General features: G+C 70.8%; 15 protein-coding genes and 2 pseudogenes. 10 read left to right on the top strand and 7 right to left on the bottom strand.

Annotated features, from left to right (window positions below; genetic code table 11):
- The first annotated feature begins 319 nt into the window (after window positions 1–319).
- The 3 genes from pcaC to E4N62_RS10000 all read left to right on the top strand — a co-directional run bounded on the left by pcaC (window position 320) and on the right by E4N62_RS10000 (window position 3,191).
- Window positions 320–1,618, top strand: coding sequence for a 4-carboxymuconolactone decarboxylase (gene pcaC, locus E4N62_RS09990; protein WP_230213573.1), 1,299 nt, complete (start codon window positions 320–322; stop codon window positions 1,616–1,618).
- A 43-nt stretch (window positions 1,619–1,661) separates the two neighbouring features.
- Window positions 1,662–2,297 (top strand): MBL fold metallo-hydrolase, encoded by a 636-nt coding sequence (locus E4N62_RS09995; protein ID WP_184903911.1) that lies wholly within the window; start codon window positions 1,662–1,664, stop codon window positions 2,295–2,297.
- Between the two features lie 114 nt (window positions 2,298–2,411).
- Window positions 2,412–3,191 carry an exodeoxyribonuclease III gene (locus E4N62_RS10000; RefSeq protein WP_215450480.1) on the top strand — a complete coding sequence of 260 codons (780 nt, stop codon included), beginning with the start codon at window positions 2,412–2,414 and terminating at the stop codon, window positions 3,189–3,191.
- 32 nt (window positions 3,192–3,223) lie between these two features.
- Here the strand turns inward: E4N62_RS10000 and E4N62_RS10005 are convergent, their stop codons facing one another.
- Complete coding sequence (locus E4N62_RS10005) at window positions 3,224–4,993, bottom strand: SGNH/GDSL hydrolase family protein (RefSeq protein ID WP_230213574.1); 1,770 nt, start codon at window positions 4,991–4,993, stop codon at window positions 3,224–3,226.
- Between the two features lie 253 nt (window positions 4,994–5,246).
- Between E4N62_RS10005 and E4N62_RS10010 the strand changes: the two genes are divergently transcribed.
- Both E4N62_RS10010 and E4N62_RS10015 read left to right on the top strand, forming a co-directional pair.
- A complete protein-coding gene (locus tag E4N62_RS10010) occupies window positions 5,247–5,696 on the top strand; it encodes a DUF6278 family protein (protein WP_230213575.1) in 450 nt (149 codons plus the stop codon).
- Window positions 5,697–5,881: 185 nt separating this feature from the next.
- Window positions 5,882–6,625, top strand: coding sequence for an amino acid ABC transporter ATP-binding protein (locus tag E4N62_RS10015; protein ID WP_230213576.1), 744 nt, complete (start codon window positions 5,882–5,884; stop codon window positions 6,623–6,625).
- Window positions 6,626–6,780: 155 nt separating this feature from the next.
- Here the strand turns inward: E4N62_RS10015 and E4N62_RS10020 are convergent, their stop codons facing one another.
- Together E4N62_RS10020 and E4N62_RS10025 are read right to left on the bottom strand one after the other, a co-directional pair.
- Window positions 6,781–8,379 carry a CocE/NonD family hydrolase gene (locus E4N62_RS10020; protein WP_230213577.1) on the bottom strand — a complete coding sequence of 533 codons (1,599 nt, stop codon included), beginning with the start codon at window positions 8,377–8,379 and terminating at the stop codon, window positions 6,781–6,783.
- 107 nt (window positions 8,380–8,486) lie between these two features.
- Entirely contained in the window at window positions 8,487–9,248 is a 762-nt protein-coding gene (locus E4N62_RS10025) for a hypothetical protein (protein WP_230213578.1), read from the bottom strand.
- A 132-nt stretch (window positions 9,249–9,380) separates the two neighbouring features.
- Between E4N62_RS10025 and ggt the strand changes: the two genes are divergently transcribed.
- Window positions 9,381–11,186: a gamma-glutamyltransferase gene (gene ggt / locus E4N62_RS10030; RefSeq protein WP_230213579.1), complete on the top strand. Its 1,806-nt coding sequence runs from the start codon at window positions 9,381–9,383 to the stop codon at window positions 11,184–11,186.
- Here the strand turns inward: ggt and E4N62_RS10035 are convergent.
- A pseudogene (locus E4N62_RS10035) lies at window positions 11,179–12,202 on the bottom strand (AAA family ATPase); the annotation flags it as partial. The gene ggt and the pseudogene E4N62_RS10035 overlap by 8 nt on opposite strands.
- A gap of 160 nt (window positions 12,203–12,362) precedes the next feature.
- On the opposite strand from E4N62_RS10035, the gene E4N62_RS10040 reads away from it, so the two are divergent.
- Complete coding sequence (locus E4N62_RS10040; RefSeq protein WP_230213580.1) at window positions 12,363–12,770, top strand: hypothetical protein; 408 nt, start codon at window positions 12,363–12,365, stop codon at window positions 12,768–12,770.
- A 96-nt stretch (window positions 12,771–12,866) separates the two neighbouring features.
- Here the strand turns inward: E4N62_RS10040 and E4N62_RS10045 are convergent, their stop codons facing one another.
- On the bottom strand, window positions 12,867–13,385 hold the full coding sequence (locus tag E4N62_RS10045; RefSeq protein WP_230213581.1) for a hypothetical protein: 519 nt from the start codon (window positions 13,383–13,385) through the stop codon (window positions 12,867–12,869).
- Window positions 13,382–14,053 (bottom strand): SDR family oxidoreductase, encoded by a 672-nt coding sequence (locus E4N62_RS10050; RefSeq protein ID WP_230213582.1) that lies wholly within the window; start codon window positions 14,051–14,053, stop codon window positions 13,382–13,384. The genes E4N62_RS10045 and E4N62_RS10050 overlap by 4 nt, the downstream gene beginning before the upstream one ends.
- Before the next feature lie 149 nt (window positions 14,054–14,202).
- Here E4N62_RS10050 and E4N62_RS10055 point away from each other — a divergent pair, with 149 nt between their 5' ends.
- Window positions 14,203–14,895, top strand: a complete 693-nt coding sequence (locus E4N62_RS10055; protein ID WP_230213583.1) for a TetR/AcrR family transcriptional regulator — start codon at window positions 14,203–14,205, stop codon at window positions 14,893–14,895.
- 361 nt (window positions 14,896–15,256) lie between these two features.
- Here E4N62_RS10055 and E4N62_RS10065 read toward each other — a convergent pair whose 3' ends face one another.
- Window positions 15,257–16,177, bottom strand: a complete 921-nt coding sequence (locus tag E4N62_RS10065; protein WP_230213584.1) for a LysR family transcriptional regulator — start codon at window positions 16,175–16,177, stop codon at window positions 15,257–15,259.
- A gap of 277 nt (window positions 16,178–16,454) precedes the next feature.
- On the opposite strand from E4N62_RS10065, the gene E4N62_RS10070 reads away from it, so the two are divergent.
- Together E4N62_RS10070 and E4N62_RS10075 are read left to right on the top strand one after the other, a co-directional pair.
- Window positions 16,455–17,528, top strand: coding sequence for an acyl-CoA dehydrogenase family protein (locus E4N62_RS10070; RefSeq protein WP_230213585.1), 1,074 nt, complete (start codon window positions 16,455–16,457; stop codon window positions 17,526–17,528).
- Window positions 17,529–17,580: 52 nt separating this feature from the next.
- A pseudogene (locus tag E4N62_RS10075) lies at window positions 17,581–18,097 on the top strand (non-reducing end alpha-L-arabinofuranosidase family hydrolase); the annotation flags it as partial.
- Between the last annotated feature and the right edge of the window lie 78 nt (window positions 18,098–18,175).

Raw genomic sequence — 18,175 nt, forward strand, 5'->3', positions numbered from 1 at the left:
AAGCGTTCACCGTGTGGCGTTTAAGTTGCTGTTGGGCGGGGTTTCGGAAGGTTTCCAGGTGGATCGCGCCGAGCCTCGTTCGTGCCACCACACTCGATGCTGCTTCCTGAACCGCCTGGAGGCCGTGATCAAAGAGGAAAGCGTTGCTCGTAGCGGCTGAAGGAGGGCACGCGCCCGGAGGGCCCACTGCCGACATGGCCACGAGTACATGCCGGAGAATGTATACCTGGGTTCTCGTTGGCAGGACCGGAGCGGGGCAAGGCCCGCTAGGTCCACCCCGGCGATGTGACATCTCGTGACAGATGAGAGGCTCAGACGGGTGAGCGAGACACCACCGAACACCCTGCAATACCGGTTTGACGGGCCAGAAGACGCTCCCGTCCTGATCCTGGGTCCCTCACTGGGTACCACATGGCACATGTGGGACCGCCAGATCCCGGAACTGACCAAGCAGTGGCGGATCTTCCGCTTCGACCTGCCGGGCCACGGCGGCGCACCGGCGTACCCCGGCGGCTCGGTCACCGAACTGGCCGCCCGTCTGCTGGCCACGCTGGACGCGGTCGGTGTGCAGCGGTTCGGCTACGCGGGCTGCGCGCTCGGCGGCGCCATCGGCACCGAACTCGCCCTGCGCCGCCCCGAGCGCCTCGCCTCGCTCGCGCTGATCGCCTCCTCGCCTCGCTTCGGCACGGCCGACGAGTTCCGCCAGCGCGGGGTGATCGTGCGGACCAACGGCCTCGACCCCATCGCGCGGACGTCCCCCGACCGCTGGTTCACCGCGGGGTTCGCGGCGGCGCAGCCCGCCATCACCGAGTGGGCCGTGCAGATGGTCCGCACCACCGACCCCGGCTGCTACATCGCCGCCTGCGAGGCGCTCGCCTCGTTCGACGTGCGCGCCGAACTCGGCCGGATCGGCGTCCCCACGCTCGTCCTCGTCGGCTCCGACGACCAGGTCACCGGCCCCGCCGAGGCCCGTACGCTGGTCGCGGGCATCCCGGACGCCCGGCTCGCGGTCGTCCCCGGGGCCTCCCACCTCGTCCCGGTCGAGCAGCCCGCCGCCGTCACCGATCTGCTCGTCCGCCACTTCTCCACCGCCTGGCAGCCCGCCTACGACTCGACCACCGGCCAGGTCGCCATTCCGGCCGCCCCGGTCAAGCCGGCCCTCGCGGCCGTCCTGCCGCAGACCGGACCGGTCGCCGAGATCGCGCCGCCCGTCCTCCAGCCGGAGGCGACGGGCAGACCGGACCCGTACGACGCCGGGCTGAAGGTCCGCCGCGAGGTGCTCGGCGACGCGCACGTGGACCGGGCGCTGGCATCAGCGGACGACTTCTCCGGCGACTTCCAGGAGTTCGTCACCCGCTACGCCTGGGGCGAGGTCTGGGACCGGCCCGGCCTCGACCGCCGTTCCCGCAGCTGTGTCACCCTGACCGCGCTCGTCGCCGGCGGGCACCTGGACGAGCTCGCCTTCCACACCCGCGCCGCCCTGCGCAACGGCCTCACCCCGAACGAGATCAAGGAAGTCCTCCTCCAGGCGGCCGTCTACTGCGGGGTACCGGCCGCGAACAGCGCGTTCCGCGTGGCCCAGCAGGTCATCCGCGAGGAGACCACCCCCGAGGAGTGAGCCGCCGCCGACCGCCCGTCCGGGGGAGGATGGAGTCATGACCATGAAGCTCACGAAGAAGTCGCATGCCTGCGTCCGGCTGGAGAAGGACGGACGCACGCTCGTCATCGACCCGGGCGGGTTCAGCGAGGAGGACGCCGCCCTCGGCGCGGACGCCGTGCTGGTCACCCACGAGCATCCGGACCACTTCGACGAGGGACGGCTGCGGGCGGCCCTGGAGGGCAACCCGGCCGCCGAGATCTGGACCCTGCGCTCGGTCGCCGAGAAGATCTCCGCCGCCTTCCCGGGCCGGGTGCACACCGTCGGCCACGGCGACACGTTCACCGCCGCCGGCTTCGACGTGCAGGTCCACGGTGAGCTGCACGCGGTGATCCACCCGGACATCCCGCGCATCACCAACGTCGGCTACCTCGTCGACGGCGGCCGCGTCTTCCACCCCGGCGACGCCCTCACCGTCCCCGGCCGGCCCGTCGAGACGCTGATGCTCCCCGTGATGGCCCCCTGGAGCAAGATCTCCGAGGTCATCGACTACGTCCGCGAGGTCGGGCCACAGCGGGCGTACGACATCCACGACGCCCTCCTCACCGACCTCGCCCGCCCCATCTACGACCGCCAGATCGGCGCCCTGGGCGGCGCGGAACACCTCCGGCTCGCACCCGGGGCCTCGGCGGACGTGTAGCGGCCCACGGGACCAGCGGCCCACGGGACCACGGGACCACGGGACCAGGGGCCCCACCGGGCCCGTGACCGGGCGGGACGGGCGTTGTCGGACCCGCCCGGTAGGTTGTGGGGCATGCGCATCGCGACCTGGAACGTGAACTCGATCACCGCCCGCCTCCCGAGGCTCCTCGCCTGGCTGGAGAGCAGCGGCACGGACGTGCTCTGCCTCCAGGAGGCCAAGATCGCGGAGGACGGCTTCCCGCTGGACGCCTTGCGCGAGGCGGGCTACGAGGCCGCCGTGCACGCGACGGGGCGGTGGAACGGCGTGGCGGTGATCTCCCGCGTCGGCATCGAGGACGTCGTCAAGGGCCTGCCCGGTGACCCCGGCTACGACGGCTCCGTGGAACCCCGCGCGATCTCGGCGACCTGCGGCCCGGTCCGCGTCTGGTCGGTGTACGTGCCGAACGGCCGCGAGGTCGACCACCCGCACTACGCGTACAAGCTCCAGTGGTTCGAGGCCCTCAAGGCCGCCGTCGCCGGTGACGCGGCCGGCAGCCGCCCCTTCGCCGTCATGGGCGACTACAACGTGGCGCCGACGGACGACGACGTGTACGACGTCGCCGCGTTCGAGGGCCTCACCCACGTCACCCCCGCCGAGCGCGCCGCACTGGCCTCCCTGCGCGAGGCGGGCCTGACCGACGTCGTCCCCCGGCCCCTCAAGTACGAGCACCCCTTCACGTACTGGGACTACCGCCAGCTCTGCTTCCCGAAGAACCGTGGCATGCGCATCGACCTCGTCTACGGCAATGAGCCGTTCGCCAAGGCGGTCACCGACGCGTACGTGGACCGGGAGGAGCGCAAGGGCAAGGGCGCCTCGGACCACGCGCCGGTCGTGGTGGACCTGGAGGTCTGAGCCGCGCGACACCTCCGGGGCCGCGCGGGCCGTCACAGCAGGTCGAGGTCCACCGACTCGGCGAGCGCCGCGAGGCCCGCCTCGTTGGGGTGCAGATGGTCCCCGGTGTCGTACGCGGGGAGCAGCCGGGCCGGACGAGCCGGGTCGCGCAGCACCTCGTCGAAGTCGAGGACCCCGTCGAACGCCTCGCCCGCCTCGCCGCCCCGGATCCACTCGTTCACCGCGACGCGCTGGGCGTCGGCGGCGGCCGTGCAGCGTGCCTCGCCCTCGCAGGGCGCCACGGTCGCCACGAGCACGCGCAGACCCCGCTCGCGGCCCCGGGCCGCGATCTCCCGCAGCCCGGCGACGACCTCGCCCGCCGTGGCACCCCAGCGGACGTCGTTGACGCCCTGGAAGACGACGACGGTACGGGCGGAGGTCTGGGCGAGGACATCGCGGTCGAGGCGGTGCACGGCACTGACGCCGCCCGTGTCGGTGGAGACACCGTCACCGGGGTAGCGGTCGGTGACCACCCGGTTCGCCGAGATCCCCTGGTTGAGGACGCCGTAGCGCGGGACCTCGTCCTGGCTCAGCAGCCGCCGGGCCAGGACGTCCGGCCACCGCCGGTTCGCGTCGACTGTCGTGGCCTCCCCGTCCGTGATCGAGTCCCCGAGGAGTACGACGGAGCCCGGTCCGCCGCCCACGTCCACGCCGGTCAGCAGCGGCCAGGACGAGATCGTGGAGGTGTACGCCGTGGCCGACGCGTCTCCCGCGTGGTTCCCGGGCTCGCTGACGTACGACGTCTGGCGGGCGAGCCGGTGCACGGGGGCGGCCGTCACGGTGCCGGGCAGGTGGAAGCTCACCAGCAGGTCGGTGTCCGGCGGCACCTCGAAGCCCAGCGGATCGCTGAACGCCTGCGCACCGGCCGGGATCTCGGTGCCGGCCGCACCCCGGAAGGACAGGGCCACCGGCTTGCTCCGGGCGCTCGCGCCCGTCGCCCGCACCGCCACCGTCGCGCCGCCCACCCGTACCGGCGCCGAGGCGAAGGTGTTGTCGAGCCGGATCCGCACCCGGTGCCCGCCCGCCGAGGTGTGGACGACCAGCCGCAGGGTCCGGTCCGTCCAGGGGCCGACGGCCGGGTAGCCGGACGTGGAAGCGGCCCAACCGCCGGTCCAGGCAGCGGTGTCGGGGCGGACCGAGAGGGCGAACACATGCAGGTCGGGGACGCGCGGGAGGGTCACCGAGGAGACCTCGCGGCCCCGGACGAGCGGCACGGTGACGACGTACAGCCGCGCCTTCTCGACGAGTTGACCGCCGGGGGAGTTCACATGGGGGAGGGCGACGGCCTTGGTGGCGAGCGGTCCGGTGCGCCAGTCGGGGGCGGTCAGCCGGTACGGGGAGCGGGCCCCGTCCCGGTAGCGGACGGTGCCGGTGCCCGTCGCGGCGCCACCACCCGTGGCGGCCACCAGGAAGGCGAGGGCGTCGCCCCGGCCCCGTACGCGCACGGCCTGGCCCGCGGCGCGCACGTTGTCGGGCTCGCCCGCCGCGCGGCGCGGCCAGGTCAGGCGCGCGCCCTGAACGGTCAGCGTGCGCCCCGGCGTCCATCCGGCAGCCGTCAGGTCGTCTGCGGAGAGCGAACGGCCGGAGCCGTCGAAGTCGGCCTCCGCGGGCCGCGCGTCGTCGCTGACCGCCCTGTTGTCGAAGAGGTGTTCCAGCGGGGCCGGTTCGGCCGCCGGGCCGGCGGCGGCCCGTGCGGTGGCGACGGGTGCGACCGCCGCCACGAGTGCCAGGACGACGACCGTTCTCCAGACGCGTCGGCGCACGCGTGATCCCTTCTGCTCGCTGGACCCGCGACGGCGGCGATGCCGGCGGACACGACATCGCCGCGCCCACGGGTGCGACACCGGTACGACGACGAGACGACCGATGTGTCATGACGACGGATGTGCCATGAAGCTAAAGAGGCGTCAGGGACCCGTCAATGAGGCAGGCGGGAACCACGGCCGAACTCCCGGCGAACAAGCGGTTTCCGCGCGCCTGTGGTGCGAAGCGTGAGGCGGATGACACGCTGAGCGCATGAACATCTCTTTCCTGGGCAACTGGCGCAAGAGGCGTGACCCCGCGTTCGGGGTCGCGGTGTTCACCGGCGGTGACGGTGACGACGACGGTCACGAGGGCCTCGCCGAACTTCTCTCCGAATGCGAACTGCTGCGCGCGCAGGCGGCGCTGGCCGGCGTCGAACTCGACGACTCCGCACGTTCGTTGGAGGCGATCGACCAACTCGTCCCGCGTTGGCGCGACGACGAGGAGACCGCGGCCTGGCTCGGGAACGACGCGGGTCTCTACCTGGGCACGGTCGTCGTCCGCACCGTCCCGGGCGCCCGCTGGGAGATCTGGCCCAACGGCCAGCCCGTGGTGCGGCTGGACTCCGGCCGCGAGATCGACGTGGTCGAGGCGGGCCGGGCGTGGGCCGCCAGCGGCGCACCGGAACTCTCCCAGCTCTACGCCGAGGTCGCCGAGCAGTGAGCGGCCCGCGCGCGCTCCCCGGCGCGGACAGAGGCGGACGAGCGGACGGTGGCCGACAGGCGGACGGTGACCGACAATACGGCTAATCCCCGCGAGTGCGTGTCGCGTATTGCGGTCTCCTGCAGCCGGATAGTTTGCGGCACCTGCGACACCACACGGTCGAGGGCGAGTAGGGCGGGCAGGGCATGGCGGTCGATCCGCTGATCGAGATGCACGACGTGAACAAGTACTTCGGCGAGCTGCATGTCCTCCAGGACATCGAACTCACCGTCGGCAAGGGGGAGGTGGTCGTCGTCATCGGCCCGTCGGGGTCGGGGAAATCGACGCTGTGCCGGGCCATCAACCGGCTGGAGCCCATCCGTTCCGGCACGATCCGGATCGACGGGCAGCCGCTGCCGAGCGAGGGCAAGGCCCTGGCGGCGCTCCGCGCGGACGTGGGCATGGTCTTCCAGTCCTTCAACCTCTTCGCGCACAAGACGGTCCTGCAGAATGTGACGCTCGGTCAGGTCAAGGTCCGCAAACGGAAGAAGGAGGAGGCGGACCGGCGCTCCCGCGAACTCCTGGACCGGGTCGGTCTCGCCGACCAGGCGCCGAAGTACCCGGCCCAGCTCTCCGGCGGCCAGCAGCAGCGGGTCGCCATCGCCCGCGCCCTCGCCATGGACCCCAAGGTCATCCTGTTCGACGAGCCCACCTCGGCCCTCGACCCGGAGATGATCAACGAAGTCCTCGAAGTGATGCAGCAGTTGGCGCGTGAAGGCATGACCATGGTCGTCGTCACCCATGAGATGGGTTTCGCCCGCTCGGCCGCCAACCGGGTGGTCTTCATGGCGGACGGCCGCATCGTCGAGGACCGCTCTCCGGACGACTTCTTCACGAACCCGGAGAGCGACCGCGCCAAGGACTTTCTCTCCAAGATCCTCAAGCACTGACCACCGGCACCGGACCGGGTGCGGGCCTCGACTACGATGAGCGGTTCATCCACTTGGGGTGAGCGAGGCCGTGGACGCCACCCCCGGCCGAACAGGGACGCCGCTGCCGGGCGCGCAGCGGCCAGGGGCCAGGCCCGCCCGGCAGCAGCCGGAGATCACTGCTCGCGCAGCGGGATCGACACGTACGACGGGTCGTTCGGCGGCGAGGAGAAGGTCAGCTGCGCGCCGGTCGGGTTGTGCTCGATGTAGAGCGGGTCGACCGTGTCGACGACCAGGGCGAGACGGTGGCCCGCCGGAACGTCGTAGGCCGTGGAGAGCAACTCCAGGTCCACGCCGAACGGCTTGCCGGGCGTCTCGCCGTGGAAGGTGTACGGCGCGTGGCTGACCAGCCTGCCGAGGCCGAGCGGGCCCACGTCGTAGAGGTATGCGACGAGGGTGCCGCTCTCCTTGGTGGCCGTCACCGTGGTGTGCAGCTTCGCGGTGCCGCGCACGGCCTGCGAGGTCGGGTACTTCTCCGACTGCCACACGGCCGCCCAGCGGCGTGGCAGCAGCGGTATCGATGCCACGGGCGGGAGTCGGGCCACCTGGTCCAGGATGCTGGAGAGGAAGACCACCCCGCCGTTCGCGCCCGAGTCGACGTTCGCGCGGATCGTGGTGGAGTTCGCCAGGGCGATCTTCTTGCGGGTGGCGGTGACCGACTTCCAGTCCGGGTAGCCCTCGAAGGCGCCGCCCGTACGGGACTTGAGCCGGACGGGCTGCTCGCGGTCGATGCCGTTGGCGGTCCCCTTCAGGTAGCGGTCGAACCAGCGCCGGGTGTCCGTCCACACGTCGTTGGGGAGGCCGAACAGACCGGTCATCTCGGTGGTGGCGTGGTCGCCCGGCCGCAACTCCAGCCGCTTCGGGCCGGTGAGCTTCTCGTAGAAGTCGGCGTACTGGTTGGGCGGGAAGATCGAGTCGCCCCAGGCATTGGCGAGCATGACGGCCGTGCCATGGGTGTTGAGCTGGTCCACATAGGTCCTGGGGGAACGTTTCTTCCCCCAGGTGATCATGTCCCCTTCCTTGGCGAGGTTGGAGGCGTAGAAGTCCTTGAAGATCTGCTGGAGTTCGGGGCTCTGCCGGCCGGTGATCCGTCCGGCTCCGTCGAGCAGGGCGGAGGCCTGGAGGTGCTGGGTGCGTCCGCCGTAGATCGAGTCGATCAGGTCCGCCCAGCCGCTCAGCGCGGCGACCGCCTTGACGCGTTTGTCGTGCGCGGCGGCGAGGAGGCTGATGCCCGCCCCGTACGACAGCCCCGCCATGCCGATGTGGGCCGCGTCGGCCGGGGTGTTGGCGAGCGCCCAGTCGATCACCTTGGAGGCGTCGGCTGTGTCGGGTGGCCCGGCGACCTCTATGTATCCGCCGGACTCCCAGAAGCCGCGCACGTTGTAACTGACCACGACGTAGCCCGCGTCGGCCAGCTTGCGGGCCTGGGCCAGGTATTCGACCTGGGGCAGGCCCCAGCTCGTGGGCAGCACCAGGAGCGGGTACGTGCGGGAGGCGTCCGCCGGGGCGACGACATTGGCCTTGAGGACGGTCGCGCCGTCGCCCTCGATGTCGACGAAGCGGGTGGTGGGTGTGGCGGTGGCGCCGGACGCGGCCTGGGCGGAGGGGGCGAGACCGAGGGCCGTACCGGCGACCAGGGTGGCCGAGACGGTGCCCACGGCGGTCGTCCGCAGCGCCCTGGTCGTACGCGATGTGGTGCCGTGCGGGTGCCTCACGGGTCGCTCCTCACTCGTGTCAGTGCAAAGTGACCCGACGGTAACCGGACACCCTTACCGGAAGTAACTCCTCGGTAAGTTACGTGACGGTAACGTTCGGCGGTGAACTATGAGGCGCGGTGGGAGATCTGGGCGGGGGCGGACGGTGCGGGTGCCGGGGTCTGGGCCGCCCGGGTGACGTCCGCGACGAGCTCGACCACGTCGGCGCCGTACGCCTGGGAGTTGACCACCTTCAGGAGGAGCACGAAGGTGCCCGTGCCGTACTTGCGGTGCAGACGCTCGTGGTTGCGGGCGAGATAGCGCGTGGCGGCCTGGTTGGTGATGGCGCGCTGGCCGCAGAAGAGGAAGACCGGCCGCGACTGGTCCGGCTGTCCGGTGGTGAGCCGGGCCAGGAGCACGTGCTCGGTGACGCCGGGGTCCAGGCGGTACTGGTCGCTGCCGATCTGGAAGGCCGCCCGGTGCGGGCCCGGCTCAGGATCGCTGTTGAAGGTGACGCCGGGCAGCATGGCCCCTATGTGCGCCGCCATCCGGCGATTGGAAACGGGGCCTCCCACGCAGAACTCGGTGCGCTCGCCGAACCCCTGCTGAGCCGCGTCCTGGGTGATGATCTGGGCGTGCGAGCCGCAGTCCTTGATCAGCGCGGAGAGCTCCAGCAGCGCGAACACGTCGAAGCGGTGGACCGCCAGGTCCGCACTGGACGGATCCCGGTTGACCACCAGCAGGGACTCCGAGTTCGCCGGCAACCCGAAGAACGCCTGCTTGCGGCGGAGCTTCCGCTTCCACAGGTATGTCCGGAAGAACCAGCCCAGGGAGGCACTGAACCCGGCCGCGATCACGCCGAGGACGATATTGCGCACGTCGTCATTCATGGCCGCGCATGGTAGCGGGCGCCGTCGAACAGTGCTCGAATCCCGTGTCCGATTCAGGGCCCCGGAGTGCCTCCTGACGGGGCCATGGCAGCCGCGTTAGTCTGCGCGGACGGTCCTTGACTGGAGGTACTGATGCGTCTGCGTCGCCCTGTCGCGCGGAAACTGGCTGTACTGGCGGCGACGTCCGCCGTGATGTCGGTGGGGGCGGCCCCGCCGACCTCGGCGGCGACGAACACCCCCTCGAAGAGCCCGGTCGCCGTCGGCTACGGCGGCGCCGTCTCCAGCGTCGACCCGGACGCCTCCGCCGCCGGCATCGAGGTGCTCCGCAAGGGCGGCAACGCGGTGGACGCCGCGGTCGCCACGGCCGCCGCGCTCGGTGTGACCGAGCCCTACTCGGCGGGCATCGGCGGAGGCGGCTACTTCGTCTACTACGACGCCAAGTCCCGTACGGTGCACACCGTCGACGGCCGCGAGACCGCGCCGCTCAGCGCCGGCGAGGACCTCTTCCTGGAGAACGGGCAGCCGATCCCGTTCGCCGAGGCCGTCACCAGCGGGCTGAGCGTCGGCACCCCCGGCACCCCCGCCACGTGGGGGACCGCGCTGAAGAGCTGGGGCAGCAAGCCCCTGGACAAGCTGCTCAAGCCCGCCGAGAGACTCGCCCGCGACGGGTTCGTGGTCGACGAGACCTTCCGCGCCCAGACAGCCTCCAACGAGGCCCGGTTCCGCAACTTCCCGGCCACGGTCGACCTCTACCTCCCCGGCGGCAGGCTCCCGGTGGTCGGCTCTACCCTCAAGAACCCCGATCTGGCCCGCACCTACGCCGAGTTGGGCCGCAAGGGCGTCGGCGCGCTCTACCGGGGCGACCTCGCCCAGGACATCGTCGACACGGTCAACAAGCCGCCGGTGGACCCGGCCTCGGGTTACAACGCCCGCCCCGGCGACCTGACGAGGGCCGACCTCGCCCAGTACCGCACCAGGCGCCAGGCCCCCACCAAGGCGTCGTACCGCGGCCTCGGCGTGTACGGCATGGCGCCCTCCTCCTCCGGCGGCACGACGGTCGCCGAGGCGCTCAACATCCTGGAGCGGACCGACCTCTCCAAGGCGAGCGACGTCCAGTACCTGCACCGTTACATCGAGGCGAGCCGGATCGCGTTCGCCGACCGGGGCCGCTGGGTCGGCGACCCCGCCTTCGAGGACGTACCGACGAAGGAACTGCTCTCGCAGCGGTTCGCGGACTCCCGTGAGTGCCTGATCAAGGACGACGCGGTGCTCACCAGCCCCGTCGCCCCGGGCGACCCGCGCAACCCGGCGCCCTGCGCGAGCGGCGGTACGGCGGCGCCGACGACGTACGAGGGCGACAGCACGACCCACCTCACGGTCGCCGACAAGTGGGGCAACGTCGTCTCCTACACCCTCACCATCGAGCAGACCGGTGGCAGCGGCATCACCGTCCCGGGCCGCGGCTTCCTGCTCAACAACGAGCTGACGGACTTCTCCTTCACCCCGGCGAACCCCGCCGTGCACGACCCCAACCTGCCGGGACCGGGCAAGCGGCCGCGTTCGTCGATGTCCCCGACGATCGTGCTCGACCGGCACGGCAAACCCGTGGTGGCGCTCGGCTCGCCCGGCGGCGCGACCATCATCACGACCGTGCTGCAGACCCTGACCGGCTTCCTCGACCGGAGGCTGCCGCTGGTCGACGCGATCGCCGCGCCGCGCGCCAGTCAGCGCAACCAGACCACCACCGAACTCGAACCGGGCCTGTGGAACAGCCCGTTGAAGACCGAACTCGAAGCCATCGGGCACGGCTTCCGGCAGAACCCGGAGATCGGCGCGGCCACCGCCGTCCAGCGTCTGCCGAACGGCAAGTGGCTGGCCGCCGCGGAGACGGTACGGCGCGGAGGCGGCGCGGCGATGGTCGTGCACCCCGTCAGGTAGCGCCCCCGGGTGCGCCCTCGGAGGCGGGCGGCGGCGTCGTACGGAACGCCAGCCGTCCGTCCTCCACCTCCGCCGCCACCCGGCTGCCGGACGGCAGCCGCCCGTCGAGCAGCAGCCGCGACAGCGGGTTGTCGACCTCCCGCTGGATCGTGCGGCGCAGCGGCCGGGCGCCGTACTCGGGCTGGTGGCCGTGGCGGGCGAGATGGTCGACGGCCCGCTCGCCGAACTCGATCGTGACGCCCCGCGCGTGCAGCCGCAGCCGCGTCCCCTCCAGCAACAGAGCGGTGATCCGCCGCAGTTGGTCGTCGCCGAGCCGGCGGAAGACGACGATCTCGTCGATACGGTTGAGGAACTCGGGTCGGAAGTACTCCCGGAGCGGCCGCAGGATCCGCTCCCGCCGGTCCTCCTCGTCCGCCTCGGCGCCGCCCGCCGAGAAACCGAGCCCCGCCCCGCCCCCGGCCGATGGCGTCCGAGCCCAGGTTGCTCGTCATGACGACCACGGCGTTGGCGAAGTCGACCGTACGGCCCTGGGAGTCGGTGAGCCGGCCGTCGTCGAGGACCTGGAGCAGCAGGTTGAAGACGTCCGGGTGGGCCTTCTCCACCTCGTCCAGCAACAGAGGTGAGTACGGGTGGCGTCGTACGGTCTCGGTCAGCTGCCCGGCCTCCTCGTGGCCGACGTAGCCGGGCGGGGCGCCCACCAGGCGGCTGACCGTGTGCCGTTCCTGGTACTCGCTCATGTCGAGCCGCACCATCCGGTCCTCGCTGCCGAAGAGGGCCTCCGCGAGCGCCCGGGCCAGTTGCGTCTTGCCGACGCCGGTCGGGCCCAGGAACAGGAAGCTGCCGATCGGCCGTTCGGGACTGGCGAGCCCGGCGCGCGAGCGCAGCACGGCGTCCGCCACCACGTCCACCGCCTCGTCCTGCCCGACGACCCGGCGGCGCAGCCGCTCCGCGAGGCCCAGCAGCCGTTCCCGCTCCTCCTGGGTGAGGCTGCTGACGGGGATGCCGGTCTGCCCGGAGCCGGTGACCCGGGCCAGCTCGTGCGCGTCCAGCAGCGCGCGCTTGACCGCCGGGGTCAGCGCGAGCGACGCGGGCGCGGGGCCCTGACCGGGTTTGTGCCGCTCGGGGCCCGACCGCTCGTCGATCGCACCGGCCAGCGCGTCGGGGTCGGAGAGCACGATGGCCACTGACCACGACGCCGAACGCGACGCCATCACCGCAGCGATCCAGCGGCTGTTCGACGGCCGTCCAATCCGGTCCACGGGGGCGCTCACCACGCTGCAACTCGCCGCAGAGGCAGGCGTCAAGCGCTGGGTCCTCACGCACAAGCACGTCGACTTGAAAGAAGAGTTCACCCGCCGAAAGTCCGAGGCAAACGGCATCCCGCCCGCGTTCCAGCATCTGCACGCCCGCGCAGCAGACGCCGAAGCCGTCGCCCGCGCACTGCGGGAGGACAACGGCCGGCTCCGCGAGCGCGTCGCCGTCTATGCCCAGGTCATCCACGAACTCCGCACCGAGCTGGACCGGCGCACCGACAACAGCACCCAGCCCAGCCCCGTCCGGACCTTCCCCACCAGCATCACCTGACGCGCGAGGCGGTCGCTGCGCTGACCCTTTCCCAAGCCTGGTACGTGTCACAAGAACTGCGATGCGTGTCTGGGATGGGGAACTCTGTCGACCGCATCAGCCGGTCGAGTGGTACCGGCCCGGCCGCTCGGGCTCCATCCGGAAGCAGACCAAGCGGGTCTTGGCGGCGGCCGTGCGCAGCTCGTCGTCGGTGGGTCGCCGGTCGCCCGGGAGGCCGAGCATCAGTGCCTTGGCGGCCTTGGGCCCTTTGCGCCGACCGAACTCACCGAGCAGGGCGGCGACTTCCTCAGGGTCCTCGACGACCGTCGGGACGGCGCTGTGGTCCTGGCCCCGGATGCGCAGCCGGACGGCGGACCCTTGGCGCATGCTGGGGATCCAGCCGAGCTGGGAGGACATGGCGAGCACCGTGCCGGGGTCCCAGTCGAAGTAGCCGATGGGGACCGTGAATTCGCGGCCCGTCCTGTGCCCCTGGTACGTGAGCAGCATCAGGCGCCCGCTCAGCGGCTTGTGGAAGCGGGAGGCGAGCAGCGGCCGTACGACCTTGTTGGCGGCTCTAAAGATCTTCACCATGGGCGGCGTGGCCGTGTTCGCCGCGGGCGTGCCGGAGGTGCTCACCAGATGCCGCCGGGGACGGTGTGGACGATCTCGGCCTGGTCGCGCTTGGTGTAGGCGTTCCAGTAGTGCTCGGCGATGGTCTCGGGCTCGGTGCCGGGACCGCTGCCGATGAACACCCCGATGGCCACGTGCGCGGCGTGCACACCGTGCTCGGCGAGGTCGATGCCCAGGGCCATGGCGTAGTTGCGCAGGGCCGCCGCCGCGACGCCGACGCTGCCGAACGCGCCGCCGAGCGGCCGGATAGAGGAGGCGCCCGTGGAGAACAGCAGGGTGCCACTGCCGCGTTCGAGCATGGCGGGCAGCACCTGACGGACCGCGGCAACCGCTCCGTACAGGTAGTAGTCGAGCTGCTTGTGGAGGTCCTGCGCCGTGGCGTCGACGGCGGCGGCGCCGGCGAAAGTGGGGTCGGCGGGCGAGTACTCCAGTACGTCGACGGCCCCGAACCGGTCGGCGACCGCGGCGAGCGCCGACTGCAGCGAGTCGGGACGCGTCACGTCCGCGGCGAAGCCTGCGGCCTCGATGCCGTCCTCGGCGAGCCGCGCGGCGAGCGCGTCGAGCTTGTCCTGGGTCCGGGAGACCAGGGCGACCTGGAAACCCTCCCTTCCGAAGCGGCGGGCGATGGACAGGCCCAGTCCGGGGCCTGCCCCGATGACGGCGATGACGGGCATGGGTGGTGCTCCTCTGGTCGGACGGGCTGGACGGATGAGGGGCACCTCCCGCCACGACAGCGGTCAGGACTGAAAGTCGAGGGCAGCCTCATGTTCTTGGATCGTAGCAGAGAACATGAGGCATCCCTCCGGTTGGTAGGCTGAGGGACATGGCCATCGACCCTCCGTCCGCCTCCGCCGGGAACCCGGCCCCTGTCCGCCCCCTGCGGCGCGACGCGCAGCGCAATCGCGAGGCCCTCCTCACCGCGGCCCGCTCCTGCTTCGCCGAGCAGGGCCTGGAGGCACCCCTGGAGCAGGTGGCCAAGCGGGCCGGGCTGGCCATCGGCACGCTGTACCGGCACTTTCCCACCCGGCTGGACCTGGTACAGGCGACCTTCGCCGGGAAGCTGGCCGTCTGGCGGGAGGCCGCCGAGAAGGCCGTCACCATGGATGACGCCTGGGCGGGACTGTGCCACTTCCTGGAGACCATGTGCGAACTCCAGTCACAGGACCGGGGGTTCAACGACCTGGCCTCCATGCGGTTGCCGGAGAGCGCCTGCCTGGCGGGCGCCCAGACCCGCATCCGCGAACTCGGTGTACACATCGTCGAGCGTGCGCAGGAGCAGGGCAGCCTGCGCCCCGACCTCACCCCCGAGGACCTTGCCTTCGTCATCTGGTCGCACAGCCGCGTCACCGAGGCCACCCACGCCATCGCCCCGGACGCCTGGCGCCGCCACCTCTACCTGCTGCTCGACGGCTTCCGAACCGACCGCGCCCACCCGCTGCCGGCGCCGCCGCTCACCGAGGAGCAGCTGTACCGCGCCATGATCAGCCTCGGCGGAAACGGGGCCTGCGTCCCGTGACCGTCGGCACGCGTCATTGTCCCAAGGCGCCGCGGGGAGCCCCTTCCCGCGACCAGGCCGAGCCGGTACGTGTTCCGTCCCCGCGACGCAGAATTCGTGGAGACTTTTGGCGACCTCCGCGCGCACCAGCGACACGGCGCGCTCGAAGGCCGCCTCGTCAGCGAAGCATGCGCACATCCAGACCACGTCCGGGTCCCCGCTGCTGACATGCATCAGGTAGAGCAGCCACGACGCCACGCTCTACAAAGACTGCGACACAGTCGAGCGCGCCATCAACAAGTTCAAGGAATGGCGGGGGCTGGCCACCCGCGACGACAAGACACTCGATATTCCTCAGCGGCGCACGGAAGCCCGGTCGGCGTCACGCCGAGGAGGCGGCAAGGGCCCGCGCGCTGCTGAAGGCAGCGGGCGTTGACCAGTCCTGTTGGCGAAGGAGGTCCAGCAGGGCGGTTTCGGCCGGCCCCGGGTCGTGACGCACGCCGACCAGGACCCGTTCGGAGAGGGCGGGGGCCAGCGGCCTGGCCAGCTGGGTATAGGGGGGCGGGACGGTGGAGGCGGGGACCATGGTCACACCCAGGCCATGCGCGACCAGTTGTACCGCCGTGGCGATCTGAGAGGCGCGTGCCACGGTCGAGGGAGTGATCCCGACGCGCCTGAGAACCTGGCCGATCTGTTCGTCCAGGAGGCCGCCACGGGTGAACCGCACCCAGCCCTCGCCGGCCAGGTCCTCCAGTCGTACGGAGTCCGCCCGGTGCAGGGGGTGTTGGGGAGGAAGGATCACGGCATACGGCTCCTCGCCCAGTTCGTGGACGTCGTAGCCGCACTCGGGTGCGAGGTGGTGGTACAGCACCAGATCGACCGTACCCAGGTGGTCGAGGTGTTCCATCTCCACCGGCGTGGGTTCTTCCACGAGAGTCACATGAAGGCGCGGATGGATGCGCCGCAACTCTCCCAGGGCGGCGGCAAGCTGGTTGGTCGCCAGGCCGGTTGAGGCGACCACGAGGAGTTCGCCCGTCAGATCGCCTCCGCTGGCACGTGCCGCGGCGCGGGCTCGGCGGGCGGCGCTCACGGCGATCTCGGCCTCTTTGAGGAAGGCCCGCCCGGCGACGGTCACCGCGACTCCGCGCGGGATCCGGGTGAAGATGCGGACGCCGAGATCCTTCTCCAGCGCCGCGACCTGATGGGAGACCGTGGGCTGGGCGACGCCGAGCCGGGCGGCGGCCGCAGTGACAGAGCCCTCTTCGGCCATGGCCAAGGCGTATTCGTACTGGCGCAGGTTCATCGGTTTCTCCTCACGTGACTCATAGAAGCATTCTATAGCGCGTGCGCAAATGAACTATTTGCTTCTATGGATAGTCACTCATACCGTGATGCTCATGGCGCGGTCAACACGAGGAATTTCCCGGTGCCGCCGTTTTGAGGAGAAAGCCATGGGACAGAAGTCGAAAACCACGGACAGTGAAATTCAGGAGCTTGTTGACAAGGCTGCAAAACTCGTTCCCCGGCTGGCTGAAATCGGCAACCGCGCGGACAGCCTGAGTGAGGACCCGACGGAGGCGATGAAGCTGCTCAATGAAGCCGGCTTCTGGCGTCTGCAGGTCCCGGCCGCATACGGCGGGTACAGCGACGGCAGCGTCGCGTTCGGCCTGGAGGCCCTGTACAAGATCTATCTGTCTATCGGTCGAGGAGACGCCGCCGTCCTGCTCAACACCGTCGTCGGCTCCGTCGTCCTGGCCGAGTTCTTCAGCAGCGATCTTCCCGAAGCGACCAAGCGTCAGGTGGCAGAGGACATCGCCACCGGCCGGAGGTTCCGCTTCGTCGCGTCCGCCTCCGAGACCGGTGTCGCCACCGGCCCGACCACCGCGCGCAAGGTCGACGGCGGCGTGCTGGTCAAGGGCACCAAGTCCTTCAACAGCAACAGCGGCAGCGCGGCCGAGGGCTACGCGAGCGTCTCCGCCCAACTGGAGGGCTCGACGTCCCTGGTCACCGCCCTGATCCCGCTCGACGCCCCGGCCGTTCGCCTCCACGGCGACTGGGACGTCATGGGCATGCGCGGCACCCAGAGCCAGCGCATCACCTACGACGACGTCTTCGTCCCCGACGGCTGGTACACCGTCCAGGCCACGCGCGACCCCCTGCTGTTCCCCGTGGCACAGGCCGGCCAGGCGATCATCGTTCTCGGCCCTGCCTACGGGGCACTGGACGCGGCGATCGACTACGTCAGGGCCTCCACCACTCCCACGGTGAAGATCTACGACTCGATCCAGACCGACCCGTTCGTCCGCCGGCGCATAGGCGAGTTCCGCATCAAGCTGGACGCGGCCCGAGCCCTGCTGATGGAACTCGTCCGTGCCGTGGAGAACGCCGACGACAAAACCGAGATCGCCCAGCTCATGATCGACGCGCTCTCCGCCAAGACCGCCGCGACCGGCATCGCCGTCGAGGTCGCGTCCGGGATCGTCGACCTCACCGGGACCCGCAGCGCCGCCGCCAAGTACAACATCGACCGTTTCTGGCGCAACATCCGCACCTTCTCCCAGCACGACCCCAAGGTCGATGCGGCACAGTACTTCGTCGGCGGCTACCACCTGGCCGGAGAAGTCCCCGGCATGGAGGTCTACGTCCGTGTCTGACAGGCTCGCCGGCAATGACCGCCCCGCCCAGCGCGGTACAAGAAGGGAAACCACCGCCCCCCAGAACGCGTTGCCCTTCGATGCCATCGCGCCGACGCTGTTCTACTTCGCCCCGAAGAACCTCTGGGTGCTCGCCTACAACGGGGCTTGGCCATACAGCTTCGGCTACCGCACCTCGAGCGAGCGACACGGCGCTCAACCTGTTCGAGGCGGTCGAGGTCTACAAGGTCCAGGGGCAGAACCAGTACCTCATGATCGTCGAGGCCCAGAATTACACAGGGTACGGTCGCTGCTTCCGCTCGTTCACGGCCACCAGCCTCGGCGGCACGTGGACACCGCAGCCGCAGGCCGAGACCGTGACCAGCCCCTTCGCCGGCAAGGCCAACAGCGGCGCGACCTGGACCAACGACATCAGCCACGGCGATCTGGTTCGCACCAACCCCGACCAGACCAAGACCATTGACCCCTGCAACCTGCAGTTCCTCTACCAGGGGCACGACCCCAACATCGACGGCCTGGACTACGGCCTCATCCCTTACCGGCCAGGCGTACTGACACTGCAGCGCTAGCCGGTGGCGTGACGCAGGGCCTGGTCTTTCAGGGGCGCGGGGAACCGCGCGAGAACCCCCACGCGCCGGTGGTCGCCC

Source organism: Streptomyces sp. MNU76 (assembly GCF_020982545.1).
GTDB lineage: Bacteria > Actinomycetota > Actinomycetes > Streptomycetales > Streptomycetaceae > Streptomyces.

What these genes read in the sequence shown, in the direction of transcription:
- E4N62_RS09995 (WP_184903911.1), top strand. Translation starts at nt 1,662, where the DNA reads ATGAAGCTCACGAAGAAGTCGCATGCCTGCGTCCGGCTGGAGAAGGAC.
- E4N62_RS10000 (WP_215450480.1), top strand. Translation starts at nt 2,412, where the DNA reads ATGCGCATCGCGACCTGGAACGTGAACTCGATCACCGCCCGCCTCCCG.
- E4N62_RS10010 (WP_230213575.1), top strand. Translation starts at nt 5,247, where the DNA reads ATGAACATCTCTTTCCTGGGCAACTGGCGCAAGAGGCGTGACCCCGCG.
- E4N62_RS10015 (WP_230213576.1), top strand. Translation starts at nt 5,882, where the DNA reads ATGGCGGTCGATCCGCTGATCGAGATGCACGACGTGAACAAGTACTTC.
- E4N62_RS10025 (WP_230213578.1), bottom strand. Translation starts at nt 9,248, where the DNA reads ATGAATGACGACGTGCGCAATATCGTCCTCGGCGTGATCGCGGCCGGG.
- ggt (WP_230213579.1), top strand. Translation starts at nt 9,381, where the DNA reads ATGCGTCTGCGTCGCCCTGTCGCGCGGAAACTGGCTGTACTGGCGGCG.
- E4N62_RS10040 (WP_230213580.1), top strand. Translation starts at nt 12,363, where the DNA reads ATGGCCACTGACCACGACGCCGAACGCGACGCCATCACCGCAGCGATC.
- E4N62_RS10050 (WP_230213582.1), bottom strand. Translation starts at nt 14,053, where the DNA reads ATGCCCGTCATCGCCGTCATCGGGGCAGGCCCCGGACTGGGCCTGTCC.
- E4N62_RS10055 (WP_230213583.1), top strand. Translation starts at nt 14,203, where the DNA reads ATGGCCATCGACCCTCCGTCCGCCTCCGCCGGGAACCCGGCCCCTGTC.
- E4N62_RS10065 (WP_230213584.1), bottom strand. Translation starts at nt 16,177, where the DNA reads ATGAACCTGCGCCAGTACGAATACGCCTTGGCCATGGCCGAAGAGGGC.
- E4N62_RS10070 (WP_230213585.1), top strand. Translation starts at nt 16,455, where the DNA reads ATGAAGCTGCTCAATGAAGCCGGCTTCTGGCGTCTGCAGGTCCCGGCC.